General features: G+C 40.9%; 25 protein-coding genes, 2 tRNA genes and 1 pseudogene. 15 read left to right on the top strand and 13 right to left on the bottom strand.

The window, feature by feature from the left end:
- The first annotated feature begins 49 nt into the window (after nucleotides 1-49).
- Nucleotides 50-709 carry a 7-cyano-7-deazaguanine synthase QueC gene (gene queC, locus RM556_RS08535; RefSeq protein ID WP_311374383.1) on the top strand — a complete coding sequence of 220 codons (660 nt, stop codon included), beginning with the start codon at nucleotides 50-52 and terminating at the stop codon, nucleotides 707-709.
- A gap of 42 nt (nucleotides 710-751) precedes the next feature.
- Here queC and RM556_RS08530 read toward each other — a convergent pair whose 3' ends face one another.
- From RM556_RS08530 to RM556_RS08520, 3 genes are all read right to left on the bottom strand, one after another.
- Nucleotides 752-1,681 (bottom strand): LysR family transcriptional regulator, encoded by a 930-nt coding sequence (locus RM556_RS08530; RefSeq protein WP_311361736.1) that lies wholly within the window; start codon nucleotides 1,679-1,681, stop codon nucleotides 752-754.
- Between the two features lie 427 nt (nucleotides 1,682-2,108).
- Entirely contained in the window at nucleotides 2,109-4,124 is a 2,016-nt protein-coding gene (gene uvrB / locus RM556_RS08525) for an excinuclease ABC subunit UvrB (protein ID WP_311361735.1), read from the bottom strand.
- 2 nt (nucleotides 4,125-4,126) lie between these two features.
- Nucleotides 4,127-5,482 (bottom strand): MATE family efflux transporter, encoded by a 1,356-nt coding sequence (locus RM556_RS08520; RefSeq protein ID WP_311361750.1) that lies wholly within the window; start codon nucleotides 5,480-5,482, stop codon nucleotides 4,127-4,129.
- A gap of 938 nt (nucleotides 5,483-6,420) precedes the next feature.
- Between RM556_RS08520 and RM556_RS08515 the strand changes: the two genes are divergently transcribed.
- The 9 genes from RM556_RS08515 to nth all read left to right on the top strand — a co-directional run bounded on the left by RM556_RS08515 (nucleotide 6,421) and on the right by nth (nucleotide 13,006).
- Nucleotides 6,421-6,497: transfer RNA gene (locus RM556_RS08515), tRNA-Asn, on the top strand.
- A gap of 29 nt (nucleotides 6,498-6,526) precedes the next feature.
- Nucleotides 6,527-6,603, top strand: a tRNA-Asn gene (locus tag RM556_RS08510).
- A 219-nt stretch (nucleotides 6,604-6,822) separates the two neighbouring features.
- Entirely contained in the window at nucleotides 6,823-7,401 is a 579-nt protein-coding gene (gene rsxA / locus RM556_RS08505) for an electron transport complex subunit RsxA (RefSeq protein ID WP_311361734.1), read from the top strand.
- Nucleotides 7,401-7,970, top strand: coding sequence for an electron transport complex subunit RsxB (rsxB, locus tag RM556_RS08500; RefSeq protein ID WP_311374382.1), 570 nt, complete (start codon nucleotides 7,401-7,403; stop codon nucleotides 7,968-7,970). Before rsxA ends, rsxB begins: the two co-directional genes overlap by 1 nt.
- Before the next feature lie 10 nt (nucleotides 7,971-7,980).
- Nucleotides 7,981-9,957, top strand: a complete 1,977-nt coding sequence (rsxC, locus tag RM556_RS08495) for an electron transport complex subunit RsxC (protein ID WP_311374381.1) — start codon at nucleotides 7,981-7,983, stop codon at nucleotides 9,955-9,957.
- A complete protein-coding gene (gene rsxD, locus RM556_RS08490) occupies nucleotides 9,954-11,027 on the top strand; it encodes an electron transport complex subunit RsxD (RefSeq protein WP_311374380.1) in 1,074 nt (357 codons plus the stop codon). The genes rsxC and rsxD overlap by 4 nt, the downstream gene beginning before the upstream one ends.
- The gene (gene rsxG / locus RM556_RS08485; RefSeq protein ID WP_311374379.1) at nucleotides 11,024-11,683 is read left to right on the top strand and encodes an electron transport complex subunit RsxG; all 660 of its coding nucleotides are present in this window, start codon (nucleotides 11,024-11,026) and stop codon (nucleotides 11,681-11,683) included. Before rsxD ends, rsxG begins: the two co-directional genes overlap by 4 nt.
- Nucleotides 11,676-12,377, top strand: a complete 702-nt coding sequence (locus tag RM556_RS08480) for an electron transport complex subunit E (RefSeq protein ID WP_311374378.1) — start codon at nucleotides 11,676-11,678, stop codon at nucleotides 12,375-12,377. Before rsxG ends, RM556_RS08480 begins: the two co-directional genes overlap by 8 nt.
- Nucleotides 12,374-13,006 carry an endonuclease III gene (nth, locus tag RM556_RS08475; protein ID WP_311361728.1) on the top strand — a complete coding sequence of 211 codons (633 nt, stop codon included), beginning with the start codon at nucleotides 12,374-12,376 and terminating at the stop codon, nucleotides 13,004-13,006. The genes RM556_RS08480 and nth overlap by 4 nt, the downstream gene beginning before the upstream one ends.
- 48 nt (nucleotides 13,007-13,054) lie before the next feature.
- Here the strand turns inward: nth and RM556_RS08470 are convergent, their stop codons facing one another.
- A complete protein-coding gene (locus RM556_RS08470) occupies nucleotides 13,055-13,987 on the bottom strand; it encodes a LysR family transcriptional regulator (RefSeq protein ID WP_311361727.1) in 933 nt (310 codons plus the stop codon).
- A 138-nt stretch (nucleotides 13,988-14,125) separates the two neighbouring features.
- Between RM556_RS08470 and RM556_RS08465 the strand changes: the two genes are divergently transcribed.
- Complete coding sequence (locus tag RM556_RS08465) at nucleotides 14,126-14,824, top strand: CPBP family intramembrane glutamic endopeptidase (RefSeq protein WP_311374377.1); 699 nt, start codon at nucleotides 14,126-14,128, stop codon at nucleotides 14,822-14,824.
- Between the two features lie 31 nt (nucleotides 14,825-14,855).
- Here the strand turns inward: RM556_RS08465 and RM556_RS08460 are convergent, their stop codons facing one another.
- On the bottom strand, nucleotides 14,856-14,987 hold the full coding sequence (locus tag RM556_RS08460) for a hypothetical protein (protein ID WP_311361751.1): 132 nt from the start codon (nucleotides 14,985-14,987) through the stop codon (nucleotides 14,856-14,858).
- Between RM556_RS08460 and RM556_RS08455 the strand changes: the two genes are divergently transcribed.
- Nucleotides 14,956-15,483 carry a LysE family translocator gene (locus RM556_RS08455; RefSeq protein WP_311361749.1) on the top strand — a complete coding sequence of 176 codons (528 nt, stop codon included), beginning with the start codon at nucleotides 14,956-14,958 and terminating at the stop codon, nucleotides 15,481-15,483. The genes RM556_RS08460 and RM556_RS08455 overlap by 32 nt on opposite strands.
- A gap of 107 nt (nucleotides 15,484-15,590) precedes the next feature.
- Nucleotides 15,591-15,803: pseudogene (locus tag RM556_RS08450) on the top strand (endonuclease III); the annotation flags it as partial.
- A gap of 110 nt (nucleotides 15,804-15,913) precedes the next feature.
- On the opposite strand, the gene RM556_RS08445 reads toward RM556_RS08450, so the two are convergent.
- The 4 genes from RM556_RS08445 to RM556_RS08430 all read right to left on the bottom strand — a co-directional run bounded on the left by RM556_RS08445 (nucleotide 15,914) and on the right by RM556_RS08430 (nucleotide 19,021).
- A complete protein-coding gene (locus tag RM556_RS08445; RefSeq protein ID WP_311361725.1) occupies nucleotides 15,914-17,236 on the bottom strand; it encodes a serine hydrolase in 1,323 nt (440 codons plus the stop codon).
- Between the two features lie 127 nt (nucleotides 17,237-17,363).
- A complete protein-coding gene (locus tag RM556_RS08440; RefSeq protein ID WP_311361724.1) occupies nucleotides 17,364-17,960 on the bottom strand; it encodes a hypothetical protein in 597 nt (198 codons plus the stop codon).
- A gap of 1 nt (nucleotide 17,961) precedes the next feature.
- Entirely contained in the window at nucleotides 17,962-18,417 is a 456-nt protein-coding gene (locus RM556_RS08435; protein ID WP_311361723.1) for an RNA polymerase sigma factor, read from the bottom strand.
- Between the two features lie 109 nt (nucleotides 18,418-18,526).
- Complete coding sequence (locus RM556_RS08430) at nucleotides 18,527-19,021, bottom strand: hypothetical protein (protein WP_311361722.1); 495 nt, start codon at nucleotides 19,019-19,021, stop codon at nucleotides 18,527-18,529.
- 164 nt (nucleotides 19,022-19,185) lie between these two features.
- On the opposite strand from RM556_RS08430, the gene RM556_RS08425 reads away from it, so the two are divergent.
- Nucleotides 19,186-20,235, top strand: coding sequence for a helix-turn-helix transcriptional regulator (locus RM556_RS08425; protein ID WP_311361721.1), 1,050 nt, complete (start codon nucleotides 19,186-19,188; stop codon nucleotides 20,233-20,235).
- Between the two features lie 41 nt (nucleotides 20,236-20,276).
- On the opposite strand, the gene RM556_RS08420 is transcribed toward RM556_RS08425, so the two are convergent.
- The 3 genes from RM556_RS08420 to RM556_RS08410 all read right to left on the bottom strand — a co-directional run bounded on the left by RM556_RS08420 (nucleotide 20,277) and on the right by RM556_RS08410 (nucleotide 22,586).
- Nucleotides 20,277-20,978 (bottom strand): DUF4386 domain-containing protein, encoded by a 702-nt coding sequence (locus RM556_RS08420; protein WP_311361720.1) that lies wholly within the window; start codon nucleotides 20,976-20,978, stop codon nucleotides 20,277-20,279.
- Nucleotides 20,979-21,193: 215 nt separating this feature from the next.
- Entirely contained in the window at nucleotides 21,194-22,048 is an 855-nt protein-coding gene (locus RM556_RS08415) for a CPBP family intramembrane glutamic endopeptidase (RefSeq protein WP_311361719.1), read from the bottom strand.
- A 1-nt stretch (nucleotide 22,049) separates the two neighbouring features.
- Nucleotides 22,050-22,586 carry a MarR family winged helix-turn-helix transcriptional regulator gene (locus RM556_RS08410; RefSeq protein WP_311361718.1) on the bottom strand — a complete coding sequence of 179 codons (537 nt, stop codon included), beginning with the start codon at nucleotides 22,584-22,586 and terminating at the stop codon, nucleotides 22,050-22,052.
- Between the two features lie 204 nt (nucleotides 22,587-22,790).
- Here RM556_RS08410 and RM556_RS08405 point away from each other — a divergent pair, with 204 nt between their 5' ends.
- Nucleotides 22,791-22,979 carry a hypothetical protein gene (locus tag RM556_RS08405; RefSeq protein WP_311361717.1) on the top strand — a complete coding sequence of 63 codons (189 nt, stop codon included), beginning with the start codon at nucleotides 22,791-22,793 and terminating at the stop codon, nucleotides 22,977-22,979.
- A gap of 21 nt (nucleotides 22,980-23,000) precedes the next feature.
- Here the strand turns inward: RM556_RS08405 and RM556_RS08400 are convergent, their stop codons facing one another.
- Complete coding sequence (locus RM556_RS08400; RefSeq protein ID WP_311361716.1) at nucleotides 23,001-24,017, bottom strand: helix-turn-helix transcriptional regulator; 1,017 nt, start codon at nucleotides 24,015-24,017, stop codon at nucleotides 23,001-23,003.
- Between the last annotated feature and the right edge of the window lie 241 nt (nucleotides 24,018-24,258).

Raw genomic sequence — 24,258 nt, 5'->3', positions numbered from 1 at the left:
TTAACAGGGTTCGTATAGAATCAGCACCGTTTTTTACAGGAGAAATGCAATGTCAGCGAAAGTCGTCGTAATATATTCAGGTGGTATGGATTCATTCACCGTGCTCAATAAGGCAATACAAGAAGGTTATGACGTTTATGCTGTTTCATTTGATTATGGTCAAAGGCATAGCAAAGAGCTCGAATTCGCTAGCGGTGTGTGTAAGAAACACAATATAGAGCACAAAGTAGTCGATATTAGTACCGTCAATCAACTTCTCAGTGGCTCGTCACTGACGGATAATATTGATGTACCAGAAGGACATTACGAAGAATCCAGTATGAAGTCGACAGTGGTGCCAAACCGAAACATGATGATGTTGTCGATGGCTGTTGCCTATGCTGTTTCAATTGAAGCTGAAGCTGTCTACTTTGGAGCTCATTCGGGTGATCACGCCATTTATCCAGACTGCAGAACTGAATTTGTTGAAGCAATGAATGCTGTTTGTAAAATTGCTAATTATCAGGCTGTCGAGGTAAGAGCGCCATATTTAGCGTCGAGCAAAATCGACATTTTAACTGACGGCCTTAAATTGGGTCTCAACTATGCAGACACTTGGACTTGCTATAATGGCAGGGAAAAAGCTTGCGGTCGTTGCGGTGCATGTCAAGAGAGACTAGAAGCCTTCGCTGAAAATGGTGTACAAGATCCGCTTGAATACGAAGCATAAAAAAAGCCAGCAAAAAGCTGGCTTTTTAACGTACTATCTACTTTACTTCTGACTTTCGGAAATAAAGTATTCTAATTCTTTGATACAGTGGCGCAATACAGGATTCAATCGAGTATTTTTACCATTCATTACAAACAACTCATGGCTGAATTCGAATAAGCTACCTTTACAGATCGGGACTAACCCCGTTGCTGCGCCCTGCTCTTTCGCGATGTAATCCGGAAGCAAACCTACATACTCGCCAGTCATTACCGCTGCCATACAAACGTCGTAAGAGTCAGAGAAAGTCTGGATTGCTAAACGATTTTCACCGTTGATGTAATTGACTGACGACAAACCTGACATACCGATAGCAGGAAAGTCTTCGATTCGCATATTATCTGGAAGCGCATCAGCTTCTCTGTATTTGGCAAGTGGATGTGTTGGCGCGCAGTATAAGCGTCCTTTACAGTGAACACCTGTTGGATGGAACGTCACTGATTCAGGCTTCACCATGTCATAGGTAGATAAGACCAAATGACATTCGCCAGACAGAGCAACGTGCTCTACTTCGTTATACAGTCGCGTTTGTATATTGACGTGAATATCATCGAATTTCTTCATCGTGCTCTTAACAGCTTTACTGACTGCCAACTGCATCGACGTCGCTAAGCCAGCCATCAAGACAAGCGTAATGTGACCACTATAATCATCGTGTAAACTTTTTAGATTGAACACAAAGTTATCAAACGCGTTAAATATACGTTTTGTTTCCTGAAATACGACCTCGCCTTCTTTCGTCATTTGAAAACCGCCTCGACCTCGGTGACAAAGCACCAAATCTAACCGTTCTTCTAATTTTTTGATTGCAGCACTAATATTTGGACGCTGCATTCTAAGCACTGGCTCAGCTGCAGTAAAACCATTGCAGGAAGCAACAGCGTAAAAGACTCGTAGGAGTTTGATATCAGATTCTTGTAAACGATTTAACATATATCCACCGCATTAGGTATACTTGCCCATACAACTTATCGACATACTATTCAAAGACGTGAGTCATTACAACGTATTTGTTATAAATTCGCATAACTAGAACGCTTATGAATAATATTAGTCCATTTAAAGACGCATAAACAAGATGAAACCAAGTGATGAGCGTGACTACATGTTTATCTGTGTTCATCCGTAAACCGCAACATATAAGAATGTTGCCAACTTCCGTGCTAGCGCTGTAAGCACCTGCAGTTGACCGCATTTAAGTCCCTCACCTCAAAGTCTTCTTGTGGCGAGATATGATATAAAAGCGTATCTAATTGGATACAATACAGCAAAATTCATACAATGAAAAGCGCCTAAACCCTTAATAAATAATATGAATGATGCAGTATTTCCTATATTTAGTGGGAATGTCGAATCGCATCTAAGAGAGCTTTAATATTTCAGCTCGAAGTGTTTCAACTTCATCTCGTAGACTCGCTGCTTTTTCAAACTCCAAGTCCCGCGCATACTCAAACATTTCCTTTTCAAGCGCACTGACTTTCTCCATTAGTTGGCCCGCCGTCATTGCTTTATAGGTTTTCTCCTTCTCTGCAACTTTGCGCAACCTCACTTTTCCAGAAGCCGGATGATTCGTGTCTCCCAAATCCATAATGTCTGTAATCGGTTTGTTCAACTGCTGTGGCGTAATGTTGTTCGCTTCATTATGAGCAACTTGTTTACTTCGCCGACGATCGGTTTCATCCATTGCCTTTTTCATTGAACCCGTAATTCGGTCGGCATACAGAATTGCCTTCCCGTTTAAATGTCGGGCAGCACGGCCAATTGTCTGGATGAGCGACTTTTCCGCTCGAAGGAAACCTTCCTTGTCTGCATCTAAGATAGCGACTAAGGAAACTTCGGGCATATCAAGACCTTCCCGCAGCAAGTTGATACCAACCAAAACATCAAATTTACCAATGCGTAAGTCTCGAATAATCTCTATCCGTTCCACTGTATCAATATCAGAATGTAAATAACGGACTTTTACGCCATGTTCATTCAAATACTCACTCAAGTCTTCCGCCATCCTTTTCGTCAGCGTAGTAATCAGCACTCTCTCATTCAAGGCAACCCGAAGGTGAATTTCAGACAGAACATCGTCTACTTGAGTAGCCACAGGTCTCACTTCGATTTCTGGGTCTATTAAGCCTGTCGGTCTTACCACTTGCTCTATGATGTCACCGTCACACTTCTCTAATTCATAATTACCTGGCGTTGCCGACACATAAATGGTTTGCGGAGAAATATGTTCAAATTCCTCAAACTTCAAAGGTCTATTATCCAAAGCCGATGGTAATCTGAAACCGAACTCCACCAGTGTTTCCTTGCGCGAACGGTCTCCTTTATACATTGCACCAATTTGAGAAACGGTAACGTGAGACTCATCGATAAATATAAGACCGTCTGCTGGAAAATAGTCGAGTAAGGTTGGTGGTGGCTCTCCTGGCGCACGACCAGATAAATATCGACTATAGTTTTCTATACCTGAACAATAACCAAGCTCTAACATCATTTCGATATCGAACTGAGTACGCTGACTAATGCGTTGCTCTTCAATCAGCTTATGATTGGCTTTTAAATTCTCTTTTCGTTCTTTTAACTCATCTTTAATCCGATCAATTGCAGCAACGATTTTTTCTCTTGGAGTAACGTAATGCGTTTTGGGGAAAACGGTGGTCCTGACTACTTTTTTATCTACCGCACCAGTAAGTGGATCGAATAGGCTTAAACTTTCAATTTCCTCATCGAATAGTTCAATGCGCACTGCTTGTTTCTCAGAATCCGCTGGAAAAATGTCAATAACATCGCCGCGCACTCGGAAAGTACCTCGCTCGAAGGAAATATCGTTACGCTTATATTGGAGCTCTGCAAGTCGCCTTAAGATGTCACGTTGATCCATCGTGTCGCCTTGGCGCAAATGCAACAACATTTTCATATAACTCTTAGGGTCACCCAAACCATAAATTGCTGAGACTGACGCAATAATCACAACATCGCGTCTTTCCATAAGGGCTTTCGTTGCAGACAAACGCATCTGCTCGATATGGTCGTTAATCGACGCATCTTTTTCAATGAAAGTATCTGTGCTTGGCACGTATGCTTCAGGTTGATAGTAATCGTAGTATGAAACAAAATATTCAACGGCGTTATCCGGAAAGAATTCCTTCATTTCCCCGTATAGCTGTGCCGCTAGCGTTTTGTTATGCGCCATAATGAGGGTTGGACGTTGAACTTCTGATATCACGTTCGCCATAGTAAAAGTCTTACCACTACCTGTAACGCCAAGCAGAACTTGTTTTGCCAAACCTGATTCGAGACCATCCACCAAGCCTTCTATCGCTTTTGGTTGATCCCCTGCGGGCTTGTATTTTGAAACTAAATTAAAACCTTTCGACATGATCAATCACTTTCTACAATTGGTAAAACAGGACTTTGCTCAATTTCTTTTTTGATATTTTGCTTAAACCAAAAATAAGAAATACAGGCAGTAAATAAATTCGCGACGACGCACCCCCAAAACAACCCTTCCAAGCCATATAGGTAGCTTCCTAGCCATGCAATAGGTACATAACACACGAATAGTCTGAGAATACTGAGTATCAACGCAGACATGGGTAAATGCATTGCGTTGAAAGAGGAGTTGGCAAGAATAATGATACCTTGTAAGCCATATCCAAGAGGTACTATCAATAAAAATAAGCGAATGTCTCTTGCCACACTGGCTTCTTCAGCGAATACGGCAGCAATCCAAGGTGCACATAGAGCCAACACGATGAACACAAACAATTGCCACGCAACAACAAACTTTGCGCACATATCAAACGCTTGTTTTATCCGCGAGAACTGATTTGCCCCATAATTCTGACTAATAAATGGTGGCAATGACATAGATAGCGCGAGCACGATAATACTCGCTATAGATTCTAAACGGTTTCCGACACCCCAAGCTGCCACAGCCTCGGCGCCATACGTGGCGACAACAGCTGTCATTACGCCACCAGCAATTGGGGTTAACATATTTGCTCCTGCCGCCGGGAGACCAATTTTCAATACACCCCGAGCAGCAACAATAAATTCAGCAAATGATAAGAGCCGGGTTTCAATGAGCTGCCTTTTTACCGCTAGCAGATGGATAATCCAAAACACACTCACTGCCCAAGCAATCGCGGTAGCAATCGCAGCTCCCTGGATACCCATAGCCGGAATCGGCCCCCAACCAAAAATGAGGATGGGATCCAACAATGCATTAATACCACCACCGGCTGCCATGATAATACTCGGGGTTTTAGTGTCACCAAACGCCCTAAGAACCGCATTGCCAACCATTGGTATAGCCAGAAACACACCAGCAAGATACCAAGGAGCCATATAGGCACTGATATAAGGCATCAGCTCATCGCTGGCACCCATCAGGGAAAAAGTTGCCTCTATAGAAAAGAAACCTATGGTGGATAGAACCCCAACCAATAAGGCCGCCAACATTAAAGCCCCCGTAGCAATAGACTTTGCGTTGGCCGTGTCACCGCCTCCAATATACTTTGCAATTATGGCAGACGTACCAATGCCCAAACCGATGTTCAGACTAATAACAGTGAATGTAACTGGAAAAGTAAAACTGATCGCGGCGAGCTGTTCGGTACCTAGCATACTGACGAAAAAAGTATCAACTATGCTAAAGGTCATTAACATAACCATCCCAAATATCATGGGAACGGTCATTCGCCTCAAAGTTGTTTTGATATCTCCGGACAGCATATCGTTGTGTTTTATCGTTTTAGTCACAAGCTCTCTTTTTTACTAATTGGGGCTATCAGCTTTGCTTTCTCTCAGAAAAATAATATTGCGATAATTTTTCAACACAAACTGTATGGTCGCCTTCATTGTATGTTTTTTATGAGTATTTAGATTTATATTTTCAATTTTATTTCATGACTTCTGTCATGCCGACTTTTTAACCACATTTTTTCATACCCGAGCTTATAGCCCCATTTATTGACAAGCTATTGAAAACGGTTCAAAAAAACGTCAATAAAATGTCACAATTGTCATTCGCTTTGTCATCATTTGAATTAATACACAGGTTTCAAACTCCGACACCTATGTCAACGTAAGAATTACCCAAAATAACAAAAAAACCATAAACACATGTTTTAATTGATAAATTTTATTTTTTTAGAATCTTAGTTATTTTTGTTGACAACGATAAGATGTTTGTAACTCATTTTTTACCAATTTCATTCACATACTTATCCACAGATCTAGTGGATAAGTGATTGCGCCCTAATAATGACGCTCAGTGTCGAGCATTTGCCAAATTTTTATGTAAGTCACTACTAACCTTAGGGACAAAACAGTTAGGTTACACTTTTATGAAACACTGGTTATAATAACAGTGGTCAAAGTAATTTTAATAACTTATTCATCTAAATATATTAAAATATTGGTATTTTAAGTCTTATGCACTTTTACCTACTCAATACGACGATCTACTCGATATTTAAATACTATCCTTATCAGCCAGTTAGCGTGTTTTAAATAGAAAACTACTTTCTGCAAAGCATCAAAAGTACAAAACGGATAAGAGAATTAGCTTGTTTACTTAATAAACAATCGAAAATTAAACTGAAAAAACCTCAGATCATTGTTGACAGGAAAGCCTTCGCTCATTAATATGCGCATCCGTTAAAAGCAGGTCCCCCTTAGCTCAGTTGGTTAGAGCGACGGACTGTTAATCCGCAGGTCCCCCGTTCGAGTCGGGGAGGGGGAGCCACTTTTAATGATAGTCATAGTAAGACCTGTTCCCCCTTAGCTCAGTTGGTTAGAGCGACGGACTGTTAATCCGCAGGTCCCCCGTTCGAGTCGGGGAGGGGGAGCCACTTCACACTGCAATTTCAGTACAAAATTCTGCACACCTTCAAAACAAATCAAGTTGTTAATTTGCTTAGAAAAAGCGATAATCACCCAAACAAATCTAAATGTAGTTTTTAGCAGTAAAAACACAGCAAAACTATACTTTAATAAGGTTTATACGACCTAGGTCTGTTTACCTAGATTTATCTCTCTATCTTTTAGTTAAAACGTTGAATTCAGTATAAATGACAGAAATCATTCTGCTACTCATAGGAACAGTGTTAGTAAATAACTTTGTTCTTGTTCAATTTTTAGGCCTGTGCCCGTTTATGGGTGTGTCGGGCAAATTAGAGACCGCGATTGGTATGTCAATGGCGACGACCTTTGTATTAACAATTGCGTCGATGTCGAGCTATTTGGTCGAAACTTACATCCTCACACCTTTGGGTATTGAGTACCTGCGAACCTTAAGTTTTATCTTGGTTATCGCTGTTGTAGTGCAATTTACTGAAATGGTTGTACATAAAACGAGTCCAACCCTATATCGCCTTTTGGGAATATTTTTACCCTTAATAACAACTAACTGTGCTGTTTTGGGTGTTGCACTCTTAAATATTACAGAACAACACAACTTCATCGAATCCATTATCTACGGCTTCGGTGCTGCTCTCGGTTTCTCGCTGGCCTTGGTGCTATTTGCCGCTATGCGTGAACGTTTGGCAGCGGCTGACGTTCCTACCCCATTTAAAGGGGCTTCTATTGCCATGATTACAGCAGGCCTCATGTCGCTTGCATTCATGGGTTTTACAGGATTAATTAAGTAATGTTGACGGTGTTTTCATTATTTATGGTCGCTCTCTTAGCGCTGGTATTCGGCGCTTTGTTAGGCTTTGCCGCAATTAAGTTCAAAGTCGAAAGCGATCCACTCGTTGAACAGATTGACGCCATACTGCCACAGACGCAGTGCGGACAGTGTGGCTATCCAGGATGCAAACCCTATGCTGAAGCTATTGCCAATGGCGATGTCATAAACAAATGTCCTCCTGGTGGCGAAGCAACGATAAAAGAACTAGCAGACCTTATGGGTGTTGAAGCTATTCCACTTGATGCCGCGCATGGTGTAGAAGATGTAAAGAAAGTTGCCTTCATTCGGGAAGATGAATGCATTGGCTGTACGAAATGTATCCAAGCGTGTCCAGTAGACGCAATCTTAGGAGCCGCCAAACAGATGCACACAATCATTGTCGATGAATGTACCGGTTGTGATTTATGCGTCGACCCCTGCCCTGTAGATTGCATCGACATGATACCTGTAGAAGTCGACGCTGCGCATTGGGAGTGGAACTTCAAGAAAGTGTCCGTTGGCGATATTCCTATTAAACAAGTATCTTAGAGGTTATTGGGTGTTTGCAGATTACGACAAAATTATAGAGCGATTAAGCTTGAATCAACTTTGGGATTTTCCTGGAGGTGTGCACCCTGCACAAGAAAAAGAGCTGTCGAATCAATCCAACATTGAAGCCCTAGCATTACCTGAGTTATTTTATGTCCCAGTAAAACAGCACATCGGGATCCATGGTGACCTATTAGTCAATGAGGGCGACAAGGTCTTGAAAGGCCAAGCCTTAACCAGTCGTGAGCAAGCGATGTCGGTGCCGGTTCATGCGCCGAGTTCAGGTACAGTGAAAAGCATCAAAGAGCATGTCTCAGCGCATCCCTCTGGCATTCCAGAGTTAACGGTATGCATCGAAGCCGACGGAAAAGACACTTGGTGCGACTTAAAGCCGATTGTAGATTATACTAAGGCCTCAAAAACAGATGTCATTCAAGCAATCTGTGACGCCGGTATTAGCGGCATGGGTGGCGCGGGATTTCCAACACACATCAAGTCAAGTAACGTCAAACCGATCGAGTTTCTTATTATTAACGGAATTGAATGTGAGCCCTATATCACATCAGATGACCGCTTGATGCGAGAGCATGCTTGGCAAATTCGTCAAGGTATTGATATTTTGGTTCACATACTGTCACCCAAACAAGTTATTGTGGCCGTCGAAGACAATAAACCAGAAGCGTTTGAAACTTTATCGATTGCTTGCCAGCAAAAAGAAAATTATCACCTAATTAGCGTGCCAACCAAATACCCGGCTGGCGGCGAAAAACAGCTCATTCAAGTGCTGACGTCTCGAGAAGTACCTGCGCACGGCCTTCCAGTAGACGTAGGTTGCATCATGTATAACGTGGGCACTTGTTATGCAATAGCCGATGCCATCGTTGAGGGCAAGCCACTGATAGAGAGAGTCGTCACGCTGACAGGTCAAGGCCTCTCAAATGCAAAAAATGTATGGGCTAGACTAGGAACCCCGGTCTCCCATCTCATTGATTCCGCAGCTTATGATGCAAGTAAACAAAAAGAAGCCAGATTCATCATGGGCGGACCTATGATGGGCTTCGCCATTACGTCTTTGCAAACGCCTGTTGTTAAAATAACAAATTGTATACTAGTGCCTAGCGACAATGAGTTACCGCATATTGACGGCGAAAGAGCTTGTATTCGCTGTTCTGCCTGCGCTGATGCTTGCCCTGCCTCACTGCTACCTCAACAATTATTTTGGTATAGCAAAGCAAAAGAGTTGGACAAAGCTGAAGAATATAATCTCTTCGACTGTATTGAATGCGGCGCCTGCGCTTACGTTTGCCCTAGCGAAATCCCTTTAGTGCATTATTATCGGCAAGCCAAAGCTGATATTCGAAATCAAAAAGAAGAAAAAGCAAAATCTGATCGCGCGAAGATCCGCTTTGAAGCTCGCAAGGCAAGATTACAGCGTGAAAAAGAAGAGCGTGAAGAAAAACACCGCTTGGCGGCCGAAGCAAGAAAAGCATCAATGAAGTCCGACGGTGGTGCAGCTAAAGACAAAATAGCGGCGGCCTTGGCGAGAGCCAAAGCAAAGAAAGAGGCTCTTGCGAAAAAAGCGTCTGGAACAAAAGTTACCGAACCGACAAATGAGCAAGTAGAAAAGACCGGTTCCCCTGAACAAGCTGAGTCAGCAGGCGCTATTGCAGACAAGGCTGAAGACCAGAAGAAAGCCGCTGCTGCTGAGAAAAAGAAAAAGGTGGCAGCAACTATCGCTAAAGCGAAAGCGAAGAAGGCAGCCCAAGCAAAAGAAGCCGATAAGCCGAGTGAAAGCGCAAAGAGCGTTGAACAGGCAGAGCCTACAGAAAAGTCAGCAGCCTCGGAACAAGCAGGCGCAAGTAGCAGCGAAGATGCAAAGAAAAAAGCAGCTGCCGCCGAGAAAAAGAAAAAAGTTGCCGCCGCTGTTGCAAGAGCTAAAGCCAAAAAGAAAGCTGAAGCTGCAAAAAAAGAGAATAAAGAATCATGAGTAAGTTAAGTATCTCAAGTTCGCCTCATCACCATATCCGCCGAGATACCGGTCAGGTCATGCGTATGGTTTGTTATGCGTGTATTCCAGGCATTTTAGTCAATATATGGTTCTTTGGCTTTGGTGTTTTAGTGCAGCTTTGCTTGGGCATAGCTACCGCACTTATCACAGAAGGCATTATTTTAGAATTAAGAAAAAAGCGAACTGAGCGTATTCTGAAAGATTACAGCGCAGTGTTAACTGCTATTTTATTGGCGATCTCCATTCCTCCCCTTGCTCCATGGTGGGTGATCGTCATCGGCACATTTTTCTCGATCGCGATCGTAAAACAACTCTATGGTGGTTTAGGCTTCAATATGTTCAATCCCGCAATGGCAGGATATGTGATGTTGCTAGTCTCCTTCCCTGTTGCAATGACCTCTTGGATTCCGCCACAGTCTATCGCTGAGCAATCACACAACTTGCTCGACGCGATATATACCGTTTTCACGGGATTCACTAGCACCGGATTCAGTATCGAACAATTAAAGGTTGGGTATGATGGTATTACAATGGCAACCCCACTTGACCATGTTAAAACAGCCTTGGTTCAAGGTTATACCGTATCTGAAGCACAACAAAATGTGATTTTTGATGGCATTTTTGGCAAGGGATGGTTTTGGATGGCACTAGCCTATCTTGCTGGCGGCCTTTATCTGGTAAAAACGAAGATTATCAATTGGCATATTCCTGGTAGCATGATTCTAAGTGCATTAGCATTCAGTCTATTTTTCTACCTGTTAGATGGTGACCAGTATGCATCCCCACTCTTTCATTTATTTAACGGTAGTTTGATTTTAGGCGCCTTCTTCATTGCGACCGACCCAGTGTCTGCATCTACCACCAACAAAGGTCGGCTTATATTTGGTGCGGCAATTGGTGTGTGGATTATCATTATCCGACAATGGGGCGGCTACCCAGATGCAATTGCTTTTGCAGTCCTTATTATGAATATGGCCGTACCTTTAATAGATTATTACACCCAACCTCGTACTTACGGGCATCAGAAGAAACAAGGTAAAGCCTCATGATCATGAATTATATGGGCAAAAACGGGTTGATTTTAGGGGCATTTGCACTGGTCACCACAGGCCTAATTGCTCTGACCTTCAATGGCACTGAAACACGTATCAAAGCAGCTGAAGAGAAGCAACTTCTATCCGTATTAAATGAGCTCGTCCCTGAATCACAACATACAAATGAACTGCATCTTGATTGTATTGTTATCAAAGACCCTTTATTGGGTAGCAGCGAAAGCAAGCGTATATTTAGAGCCCGCAATGAATCTAACAATGTAGCAGCGGTATTGGAAGCAACTGCACCGAATGGGTACAGTGGTGAAATTAAACTGGTTGTTGCCGCTGATATTAATGGTGACTCCCTAGGTGCACGAGTTATTAAACATGAAGAGACACCCGGTCTAGGTGATAAAATTGACATTCGAGTTAGTGATTGGATCTTGTCTTTCAATGATGTTCCTTTTGATGGGGAATCTGATAATCGTTGGCAGGTTAAAAAAGACGGTGGTCAATTTGATCAGTTTACTGGGGCGACGATTACACCCAGAGCAGTAGTTGAGGCGGTTAAAAATGCACTTCTCTACTTCAATCAAAATCAAGCACTTATTTTCAATACGCCGAGTAACTGCAATGCGACGAATGAACAAGAGGTGCTGATTGATGAATGAGTATCAAAATCTGAGTATCCAAGGTTTATGGAAAAATAACCCTGCGCTTGTTCAACTTTTAGGTTTATGTCCACTCTTAGCTGTTACGGCAACCGTCATTAATGGTCTTGGCCTAGGTTTAGCGACCACTCTGGTGCTTTTAGGCTCTAATGTCGTAGTGTCTATCGTTCGAAATTTTGTACCAAATGAAATCCGAATCCCTATATTCGTAATGGTGATTGCGGCGTTCGTTACTATTGTTCAACTGGTTATGAATGCCTTTACCTTTGAGCTATATCAGGCCTTGGGGATTTTTATTCCATTGATAGTTACCAACTGTGCCATTATCGGACGCGCAGAGGCGTACGCATCGAAGAATCCTGTGCACTTTGCAGCGTTTGATGGCCTGATGATGGGAATTGGCTTTACTCTTGTGCTTGTGGTGCTTGGCGGGCTTCGAGAAGTACTTGGTTACGGCACTTTATTAGCAGGTGCTGATTTACTCTTAGGTGAATGGGCAAAAAGCCTGACCATCGTTGTTTTTAAAACTGACAGTCCATTCTTATTGGCAATTTTACCCCCTGGCGCTTTTCTTGGTATGGGTCTACTCATTGCTTTAAAGAATATGATCGACAAGCGTATTGAACTAAGAAAAGCCAGTAAGCAAGAGGCAAAAGTAGTGCACCGTGCACGTGTCACCGGAACAGACATATGAATAAAGAAAAACGCTACGAAATTTTATCTCGCTTAAGAGCGAACAACCCTCACCCAACGACAGAGTTAAACTTTTCAACGCCTTTTGAATTATTAATAGCAGTCATTCTAAGCGCTCAATCCACTGATGTTGGTGTGAACAAAGCGACAGACAAACTTTACCCCATAGCGAACACGCCAGAAGCGATATACGCTTTAGGTGTAGAAGGATTAACACACTACATAAAAACGATTGGCCTGTTCAATGCCAAAGCGAAAAATGTAATCGAAACATGCAGAATACTCATCGAAAAGCACGGCTCAGTGGTTCCAGAGAGTAGAGAGCACCTTGAAGCACTACCGGGTGTAGGTAGAAAAACAGCGAATGTGGTACTTAATACCGCATTTGGCTGGCCTACCATCGCGGTAGACACGCATATATACCGTGTTAGCAATCGTACCAAGCTTGCTATGGGTAAAAACGTCGACAAGGTTGAAGAAAAGCTGCTAAAAGTCGTTCCTGCTGAATTTAAAGTCGATGTGCATCATTGGTTGATATTACATGGTCGTTATACATGCATAGCCCGCAAGCCACGCTGTGGCTCTTGTATTATTGAAGACTTGTGTGAGTTTAAGGATAAGACTGAATAGCTAGATTCACTTTAGTTAATTAGACACTTTATTTCACGTGCAATGCTTTTAATAAATAAGTTGCTGCTTAACTCTGCTCACAGATGTCTTTAGTTCTTTTGATATCCAGTTTTTGAGATTGATGATTTCGGGGTTCTCTGCTTTTTCATGAGGGCATACAAAGTAGTATGAGTATTTCATTTTTACTGCACGCCCAACTTGTTTGAATAGCTTCATTTCGAGCATATCGGTTTCCACTAAGCTCGCTCTGGCGATTGCCACCCCTTGACCAGCTGCAGTCGCCTGAAGTGCAATATCGGTTCGATTAAAGTTTTGTTCCATTTGACTATTTGGAAAACTAAGTCCTTGGCTTAGTAGCCAACCTTTCCACGAGCTTTCGTCAGTGCCTCTTTCGGCAATGACATCTACTAGCCGGGGAAAGTCGAATAACTTCTTCGGACAATCAATAAGCTCTCTATCTTTAGCGATAACATCACTTGCAACGGGGAAAACCCATTCATCACTAATAAAAGACATATGCAATGAAGGATCGTTGACATCGGTAAGGCGTATTGCTGCATCTATACCCTCATACTTCAAATCGATAATGTTATCGTCAGTTAGTACTGACAAAGGCTGACTCGGATATTCTTGGTTATATTCACTGAGTTTAGGGAGTAACCATTTGGTTGCCAATGAAGATATAGTCGTCAAGCTTAATGGAGCAGCAGAAGTACTCCTCAAGCTGGTCAATGTGCGCTCTAGTTCAGCTAAGTTTAATCGCGACTGGTTGTACAAACGTTGGCCAGCATCTGTAATTTTAATATATCTTGTTGTTCTATGAATCAGTACTACACCAGTGATTTCTTCTAGCTGCTTCAGTCTATGACTAACTGCACTTTGGGTTAAGTTCAGTCGCTCTGATGCTTTACTAAAGCTACCTTGTTCAACTATTGCGTTGAAAACTTGAAGACAGGTCAAAGTCGCAGAATGTAATGCCATATAACGGTTAATTATCTCATTTACTAATAAATAAGTGAAATATTATCATTTAAAAAATGGGTGTGAAAGCATTATATTTGCGTGAAAGTTACACTCAGAAAAACAGTAAAGCCTTAAACAATTAAAATGGTGGTATTAGTGAATTTAACCTCAAAACAGCGAATAATTTTCGAAATCATATGTGTACTCGGCACTATGCTATTAGTTAAAGATATAGCCGATAGATTTAACGTTATCGGCGCAGGCTCAATCGCAATGTGGTGTGGCATAGTTGTCGCTACTATGTTTATGAAGAAACAAAATATTACGTGGAAAGACAGAGGGCTCGGTTTACCTGGTAGTACCAAAGACGGGTTAAAATCGATAGGAATTGCTTTGCTAGTTGTGGTGGTGGTAATCGCTTTTATGGCAGCAATAGTTCCTATTGTTTCAACTGTTTTTGGTGTCACAGTTCCTGTAAGTTCTACTGATAAATTTGAGTTCATGTTGGGGAATCCACTGTATTTTGCGGCTTATTTATTGATAGTAATATGGGTTGGTGCAGCGGTTGGTGAAGAGCTATTAATGCGGGGCTTTTTATTAAACAACCTGATGTCGCTCTTTGGTCAAAGGAAAGTAGGCGTAATCGCTGCCGTTGTTTTGCATGCTGCTATATTTGGCATGCTGCATATATCGCAAGGCGTTCCGGGAATTATTGGCACGGGCGTTGTTGCTGTTATCTTCGCGGTTGTATATCTATTTAATGGTCGCAAACTATTCCCTCTGATTATCGCTCATGGAATCATCAATTCCCTAAGTCTGACAGCTTACTTTTTAAGTGATGGAAACATCACCTAATATCTATCGACTGCAAAGTTAACGAAAAAGTTTAAGTCACATTTCGTCGCACAGGAGCTTTTATGGAGTACTTGTTTTCTGTGATCATTTTTTCAATATCAGCGTCGGTAACACCAGGGCCAAACACGATAATGGCCATGTCATCCGGTTTGAATTTTGGCATGCGTAGAAGCATGCCATTGCTTTGGGGGGTATGCTTAGGTTTCTCCTTAATGCTCTTTTTCGTGGGCATAGGGATTGGACAAGTCTTTACACTGTTTCCTCAGCTAAACATATACATGAAGGTTATCGGCGTTGTTTACTTGCTTTATTTAGCCTACGTCATTGCATACAGTGGAGAGCTTAAAAAAGGGGCCAAGTTTGATCAACCTTTGAATTTTTTGAAAGGGGTGTTGTTTCAATGGGTAAATCCAAAAGCTTGGGTTGTATGCGTGAGTGCGGTGTCAACATTTACTACACCGGGGAATTCATACATTGGTCAAATACTTCTGCTTACCTCTGCCTTCTTAATAGTTGGGCCTTTATGTGTTGGCATTTGGATATTCTTGGGGGCTTTTTTAAAGCAGCATCTTATCAATCCTAGCTACATGAAAAACTTCAATATGTTTATGGCGCTTCTACTCATTTTATCTATCATTCCGGTAATAAAAGCTTTGTAGTAAATTCATTAAAAATTATAGGAAGTGGTAATCTAAAAGAACAGAATCAAACTGCATGAGTTCTTGGTAAGTATAGCGTTATTATGTTACTGATACCTTCCTTACCTTTTAACTGGCCAACAATAGGAGTGGACACGCACATATACCGTGTTAGCAATCGTACCAAGCTTGCGATGGGTAAAAACGTCGACAAGGTTGAAGAAAAGCAGCTAAAAGTCGTTCCTGCTGAATTTAAAGTCGATGTGCATCATTGGTTAATATTACGCGGTCGTTATACATGCATAGCCCGCAAGCCACACTGTGGCTCTTGTATTGTTTAAGATTTGTGTGAGTTTAAAGATAAGACAGAATAGTTCTAGAACTGTCTTAAGCGATAAGCAGAATGTCACAAGCTAAGCTTGCCAGTCCGCTCCACCGACAATGCATAGTGTTAAATAAATGTCGGCAAGACTTTTTCAGTGATAATTTGTAAATAAGACTGCGTGGCATGGCCCGTGACAACCACCACGACACCTAGTTCTTCAATAACAAGAATTGTGTTACCACCCGCACCTTGCGCTGAGTTCGAAGAATATACTTTCTCACCCACTTTTATATCTGTTTGCCACCAGAAATACCCATAAGCCGTCTTCAATATTTTATTGCCTGACGAAAATACCTGCTCTTCCGTTAGCGAGGCGGTGTGTTTTCCTACCATTCTTTTAATATACGATTTGGGAATTAATTGCTCATTTCCCCACCTACCCTTATTCATAATCAATGTGCCAATTTTTAACATATTACGAGAAGTGATGCTTGACCCACTCTCGGCCGTTAGCATACCAACTTCCCTTGTGCGCCAATCGTAATTGGTAATATTCATCTTATGGAACAATTCATTTTTCGCAAAACTCTCGACCGAGCCAGGTACAACGGTGCTAAGCACATTCATGACGATAATAGGATTAAAACTTTGGTAACTAAATGTCTTTGCTGACTCAACTATTGGGGCGGTATCTGCAAAGTATGCTTGGACTTGAGCTATTCCGTAATACTTGTCGAGGTTGCCTCGATATTCGGCCACGTTTTCTTTACTAATTTCCAATCCAGAAGACATTGTTAAAGCATCATGTAGCGTTATAGTCTCTGCACCTTTTGCCAATTTGGAACGGTCTACGCCTTTCAAAAGCGACACTACGGGTTTGTCTAAGTCCTCAAGCGATAGGTAGCCCAATTTAATAGCACGACCCACTAACAAAGCGGTATAGGCCTTAGTCGCTGAAGATTGAGGATGAGATAAATTTATACGGCCTCTTGCGTAGTATGACTCAAATACCATTTTTCCGTTGTGTGCAATCAGTAAACTATCCACTTCTGCATGCTCATTATTTGCGATTTCCCTTGCTAGGTCTAAAATCACTGTTTTGTTGCGACCTTCGTCATCGAGTTTCCCAACAGAAATTCCGTCATCAAGAAAAGCGGGCGCGGCATTCACATATGCGTTTTTAAGTTCGGCAAGATCCCAGAACTCCTGTTTAGTTTCAGGTATATTCCAGTGCCTAAGGTTTGCTTCATTTTCTGCTGCCATTGGAGGTGAAAGGTTCTCGCTTATCCCGTTTTCTAGTTCATCTCCAGCTATTGCAGCTTCTGAGTTACCAGACGCTATCGCTATAATTAATGTGATAAAGACGACAATCACCGCTGAAGAAGAAGCTTTCTTCTTACTTTGTTGTTTGCTGTTTGTTTTTTTGTTGTTTGTTTTTTCGTTGTTCATGGTCGAAATTCCTTAGTAAATTTTGGGCGCATTTGCCCGAAGCCACTTGCTCAACAAGTCGTTCAAAACGCCCTTAAAGTTTTTGTGAATAAGAGGGGTTAGTGACGAATGGACTGTCTGTGGTTAGTTAGCTCATTTCTGCCAATCGTTGCTCAATGTTCTTTAGCAATGGGGCAAATTTATTTTTGGCAGCGCGTTTATTTAAAAGGTACACACCCACAACCAGCAAACCAACACAAGCGTAATACCAGTACATACCCGACGGTATTTGAGGAATGCCTTGTTCGTTTACCTTTGCCCCTAGCGTGATGAGTAAAATTGCAATCGTCAGCGGCGCTATGTACCACCATACAACCGACTCCAACATCTGTTTTTGTTGCTGAATCTTTTGTTTTTCTTGGACTAAAAAGTCCTTAACGCTACCACTTTTCTTGGCGTATACTTTTTTCGCAGATATCAGTCGATATGGTATGTACATGCATGCGACAATCGCAATGATTAAACCAATGCTTTGCATCGTGCTTGCCGAATTTAATAAACCCCATATCCAAACCGGGATAAGAGATACTGCGATTCCAATTTCGAGAAAATCGCGACGTTTAACCTCATTATCAATCTTAGTGGTTTGCTGCTCAATCATGTCTATCACCTCAGTTAAATTATCAGGAGTTGATTCGGTTTCAATGGCTTGTTGCCAGTCTTGCTTTAAATCATCTAGTTTCACATCAATCTCCTATGTAGTTAGTTTCAAATTCATCTTTGATGCGCTTAATACGCGACCTAACGGCATTGGAACTAATACCAAGCACTTTGGCGCTGTCATCCGAAGATAGTCCATCTAAGTACATCATCAACAAGCTCGCATCTGTGTCACCTAGCCTATCCATAAAGTGGTTAAGAATGTCTGCTTGGCAGTTTTCCTGCGTAGGCTGAAGCTCTTCCATTGATTGGTGTAATGGAGATTGTTTAATCTCTTTTTGCTTCACAGCAGCCCGCACAAATGTACAGGCCGTATTCAGTGCTACTTTAAAAACCCAAGTTTCTTGTTTCGACTCGCCACTAAACGACTCGAAACTTCTCCAAAGCTGCAGTAATATTTCCTGATACATGTCGTCAAATTCACCGTCATGACTATATCGGGACGCGATGTACCGTATGCGCCCTTGGTTGTTCATAATCATTTGTTTGAATTCTTTACGCATCTGTATCTGCATATTGCCAATTGTTTAGATATTTAATTAGTCGGTGACAAAACACGATTGTGTCAAACATAATAAATTTTTTTGTAATTTACTTTTTGCGTCTCCATGGCTCAATAGCTTGTTTAAAATATCTCCACCAAACGTACTTCCATGGAGTGCAAATAATGATTAAACCAACCCCAATTAACGATCCTTTTACACTTACAACCCCCGGAATTTGCTCTTCTGCCATCCATAGTGGCAATGCGACAGCAGTCAGCCAAACTACTTTCCAAACGATTTCAAATAGCATAATCGGTAGAAATGCTAACGGACGAAACATGCCGCCTATAGCCAATAAAGCAAGTGTGAATAAAAGCGAATGCCCCACACCTCGCCATGCTGTCCACTCAAAAGGACCCTGTAAAATAGACATCAACTGCCATTTACCAATGACAAAAACTAGTCCCGCAAAAAATATTCGAAGTCCCCAAGTTTGCCAAAGTGGTACTAATGGCGCGTCATTTTGCGTTAAATTATCTTCGTTATTCATACTTCCATTTGTAATGACACCGTCATTATTTGTGTTCGACTTACTGTTCATAGCCATAACCTCATTTTTAAAATTTCGCCTCAATACTCCCATGCTGTATGGCTTTAGGAGAATCGAATTTGAAAATCGATACACGAAAGTGAAAATAAAAGTGAATACCATCGAAAAAGAACACGGTTAATGTAAAATAGCGGTAATCACAAGAGGTGTATAAATTGGAACTGCTAGAAGTCGCTCAGTTATTCATCGTATTGCTAAGCTTTGCATTAGGCATCTTTCATTTTCGCCTTAAAGAAAGACACCTTTTGCACTTTATATTTGCGATTTTTTGTGCCTCTAGCTCCATGTATATTGCACATAAATTAGCCAGTAACTATTGGGATCCTTATCACCATTTAATTGGACTATTGGGGGTTGGCATCTCTAGTGGATATTGGTTATTTGCGCGTGCATTTTTTCGAAAAAACAATCCTATTAATCAGCATCACCTTCTCTTTGTAGCCTTACTTTCTGCATGCCTGATATTACGCCACCTATTCCTCTTTTCTCAAAAAATAGGGTTAGTCGATTCAATTTGGCTGCCTATGCTTTCAAACGTTTTAACTGAAATAATCGCAATATTGTATCCTGGCATGCTTATTCTTATTTTCTGGGAAGGTTATAGGGTTTTACATGGCGCAACTGCCATACAGCGGAAAATGGCTGCTATTTACCTATCGTCATTCATTTTTTGCGTTATCAGTGTGATGTTAATTGGAGCTTCACTTCCTAGTACTCTAGCAGCTGGCGCTGGGAGAGACTGGCTTTCGGCTTTCGCATTTTTTGTCATACTGATCAGTACACATGGATTAATTATTTTTCGCCAACATCAGTTTGAGCAAAAAGAAAAAAGTACGAATTCAAACGTTCAGGAAGAGAGCATACTCGCTAAACAAATCCATGTAATGCTGGTTGAAGAAAAACGCTTTTTGGAACCCAATTTGCGCGTTGCCGATATTGCTCGAGAGCTAGACGTTCCCGAGTATCGTATCCGCGCCATTATGCTCAACCATTTTAACGCTAAAAACTTTAATCACTACGTTAATCATATGCGAGTCGAATACGCTAAAGCGATATTAAGTGCGCCTGATAAACGTGACTGGCCCGTACTTGTTGTTGGTATTGAAAGTGGGTTTGCTTCCGTAGCACCTTTTACCAGAGCCTTTAAGGAATTTTCTGGTTGTACCCCTGGGCAATATCGAAAACAACAGTTAGAAATACAATAGTTCGTTCAATCAAAAACAACCCAATCTAAAAATGAGTGAATTTATTTCAGAATTTGAGACCTTGGTTTAACAGAGCGATCTGTTATCCCCATGATTAAAAGCCACAAACAAGTACCTAGTTCGCCTAACGAAGCGGGCAATGAAACAAATGCTGGGAGTTCAACCTCAGGAAAGAGAAAATGCTGGAAAAATAGAATCAAATAACCGAAGCATCCTAACATAAGTAAAATACCCAACATTTTTGGGATGTACGCAGATTTAAAAATTAAATATCCTAAGGGAAATAACCATAAGCCCCAGAAAATTTGAACGACAGATATGCCATTGTTATACGACCTAAGTAAAAGCATGACATTCGTTTGAATTTGTTCAGTGCTTAACGAATTCAAAAAGCTAGCGTCACTGAGTAAAGTTAAAACATTTACTTTATCCACCATGTTAAATAGTGAAATAGGAACGCTTATTACGGAAAAGGCAACCATTAGTACCGCAAGACACCGATTTACATCTTTAAAAATATCGAAAAAAATAAGCGGTAATAATAGATAAATTACATAACTGAGAATTCCGGCAACAATACCTGATCGATAAAGAAACTCCGATGATGAGATATTGCTCAGCGTTAACGCTGCATCGCTCCAAACTATTAATTCAGTTGGTACATACTTTAAGTTGAATATACCTGTTATTACGAGTAGCAAATATAAAATGCCTGCCAATCGGCCTTTAGTATTTAATTTCATATGTGGTCCCTAATTATTGCAGTACACAGTGAGCGCCGCATATTGGCAGATAAGAAAGGGATTTATGCGCCGAATTCGAAATTCGACGTACATAATATTCAGTAAAATTAAAAATATACTACTGTTGGGCGGCGTTTGACGCAGAGTGTCTCTGTATTCCTTGTTTTGAATTTATTCAATTGCTGCTTTTGCTGACTATATCGATCGACAGAGTTTTAAGTTTTTTGAGCTAATGAAGAAAACTCCTTTACACCTTTCCTCCAATAGGCAAATGCAACAACTGTGGCTACCAACGCTAATACAGCTCCAAATTCATCAATGTAATAACTTGAGTTTTCGTTTGTAATGGTAATAGGCGTAAATACCTTTTGAATAAATATATTGGAAGCGCCATGATACATAACGGCGGTCCAGACACTGTCTGTTTTTAACCTGATATAAGCCATGATAGTGCCGCTAGAAACAATGAATAAGGTAAAGAAAAACAGTTGATAGTAAATCGATGTATCGGTATTCCCATACAAACCTAAAAAGATCAACGGCCAATGAAACGCAGACCAGAGTATGCCACTCACTAACACGACCCCAGTAAATGATGTTATTTTAGAAAGCTCAGGAACCAATAGCCCTCTCCATCCAATTTCTTCTCCTAAAATAGACGGAATTGACATTACAAAGCTGATACATGCGACTAAAAAGAAATGAAAAAGAAATATACTTAAATCATTCCATTCACTTAAGTTATAGCTTTGTTTTTTGTCCGCTAAGAATTCACTGTTGTATAAGCCACCGCCACCTAAAGACCAAATAAGTAAATAAGCCACTAATGCAATAGAAAAGGGTATCAGATAGCTTTTCCATTGCACTTTCCAACTCCCCCATTTCCAACCTAGCTCAGATAAGCTCTTCTTTCTAACTAAACAAGTTAAAATCGTAGCAGCGCCGACTGACAACATGAGGGGCGTTGCTTGCCCCATTCTAAATATCAGCCAAAATCCTAGGAAGTAAAAAGCAATAACGAAGGCCAAAAATGTTGCGAGCGTGATATAGGTGTCTTTAGTAGAGTTCATATTAAGCCTTCTCACCTTTTTTTAAAGCAACTCGTTGCTTATAGGATTGCAAGTGTTCAGGAAAACGCTTTCCAAAAGATTTGTTTTGAAGTGCTGTCATGGCTGAATTCAGGACACTTTGAATATCTACACCTATTTCGTCAGACAAGTCTTTAAATGCGTGCGTAGCATCCAAACAATACAAGTTGAGTATCTCAGATTTTTCTTTTCCTTTAGGCGTCAGGTGATACAAGGTTCTTCGCTTGTCATTATCATCTTTTATGCCTTCAACTAATTTTAACTTAAGCATTATTTTTAAACGCTGAGAAGCCAATTGATGAGACAAATTCAGTCCTTGGGAAATTTGCATAATAGATGCGCTCTCTACGCTAGATAAAAATAATAATGTAGATGAGGCAAAAACAGGAAAACCCATTTCTTTTTCGGTATATAACTCTTCCGACTGGCTTTGTATTAGACAATGTAAATCAAAAACGGACTTTGCCATGAACGCATAATTCGCTTTCAATTGATTACTAATATGTGATTCTTTAGTCATGACTTTTATTCTCTTATTCAAACCATATTATATCCGCAACCACTTGCGAAAGTTGTTGCTAATATTAGGTAAGCATTGCATATCAAGCAAGGAACTATTTGTAACATTATTTGAATTTATAAAATTCCATACCCCCTTAAACACACCAACAAGAGGCATACTTCAATATCTAGCTTTATGTTATTTTTCTGGCCAACGATTGCTATGAAGACGCAAGTATACTGTGATAGCAATCGTACTAAGCTTGCTATTGCCCGCAAGCCGGGCTGCGGCGGTTACGTTGTTGAAGATTTGGGTGAGTTTAAAGATAAAGTTGAGTCGAACTTCCTACTGTCGTTTATTACAAGCATTGCTATTGCTAATTTATTGGTAAAAGTAAGTCAAATGAAGTGAGAAAAATATGAATCAATTTCACTATTGTAGAGTGTTTCTATAAGCAGAGGGACTGTGCCCGACTATTTTTTTAAAAGCCGTATTGAATGTCGTCTTAGAATTAAACCCTACTTCAAAGGCGATATTCGTAATTAGCTTATTTTTGTCCTGTAACGCTAACTTAGCTTCTTCTATTCGAAAGTTGTTTACGTATTGAAAAAAATTAGTATTTAGGTGTTGCGACAGTGTTTCTGATATATGATTCTCCGTTTCGGCAATGCTAGCGGACAATTGGTTCAAAGATAAATTATCCTCTAAAAAGATTTTGTCTGATTTCATTATTCGTTCTAATTTTGTAGCAATTGACTGCATTTTTTCGGCACTAATTAATGCTGTTCGGTGCTTTTTACTCATTTTTGTACTATGCGGAATACCTTTGTCTGACTCATTAAGTCTTTTCTGACTTAAGGCTTTTTGGAGGAAAACAGCCAACGCGATAACTTCAAAACACGGGAGAATGATGCCTGTACCAAACCACCGTAATCCCAATGCATTTATGAAAAACTCAAACGCGTACATTAGCCAAACTATTCCCCAAACTAACAGCACAGGCTTAAACCAATCTAACGATTTTTGTTCAATATCTGAAAAACGCTCCAACAATTGTTGATGATGCGAATTATGTAACTTTAATGCCTTGTATAAGAAAAACACGGTATAAGAAATGAATATGAAGGTTGCGGCAATGCAGGTAAACAACGCTATTTTCCACAACTGAGGATCTCGTGTTTCTGGCTGAGCTAACGCTAGTTTTTCTTCGGGGCTGATCAAGAATAAGAAAGGAGTCATAACCAGCAAGACTAAAATGGGACCAATTAAAGTGGCCGCAACGACCTTTTTGGCGACGACGGTGTTTAATGACATAGTCGCATGAGCATAATAATAAAGAGCTGGGCCCAGTAACACTCTAAATGGAAATTGCGCTCCAGCTAAGTACGGCGCATAGACATACGCACCTGAATAGATAAATAACTCCCCTCCTAGATGAATTAATAGCAAAAGCAACAGCGCTTTGAGAAAAAAGTTTTGCCTTTCGTTTGGCCTTTGAAAAACATCTAACAAGGCAAATATTGTTATTCCTATCATGCAGGAATATAAAATAGTGGGAAGAAGGTTAACCATTAAAGATCACTAATGTGTAATGTACCGCAATTGTATAGTTAAAGAATCAATGAAGCTACCAAGCGCTAATCCAAAATAACCGATGTATCTAAACCAGCATCGATGCCCATACCTAACA

The sequence above is a fragment of the Alteromonas sp. W364 genome, from assembly GCF_031846205.1.
Classification (GTDB): domain Bacteria; phylum Pseudomonadota; class Gammaproteobacteria; order Enterobacterales; family Alteromonadaceae; genus Glaciecola; species Glaciecola blandensis.
The sequence above is the reverse complement of the archived record's forward strand: the minus strand, read 5'-3'. Positions and strand labels throughout refer to the sequence as shown.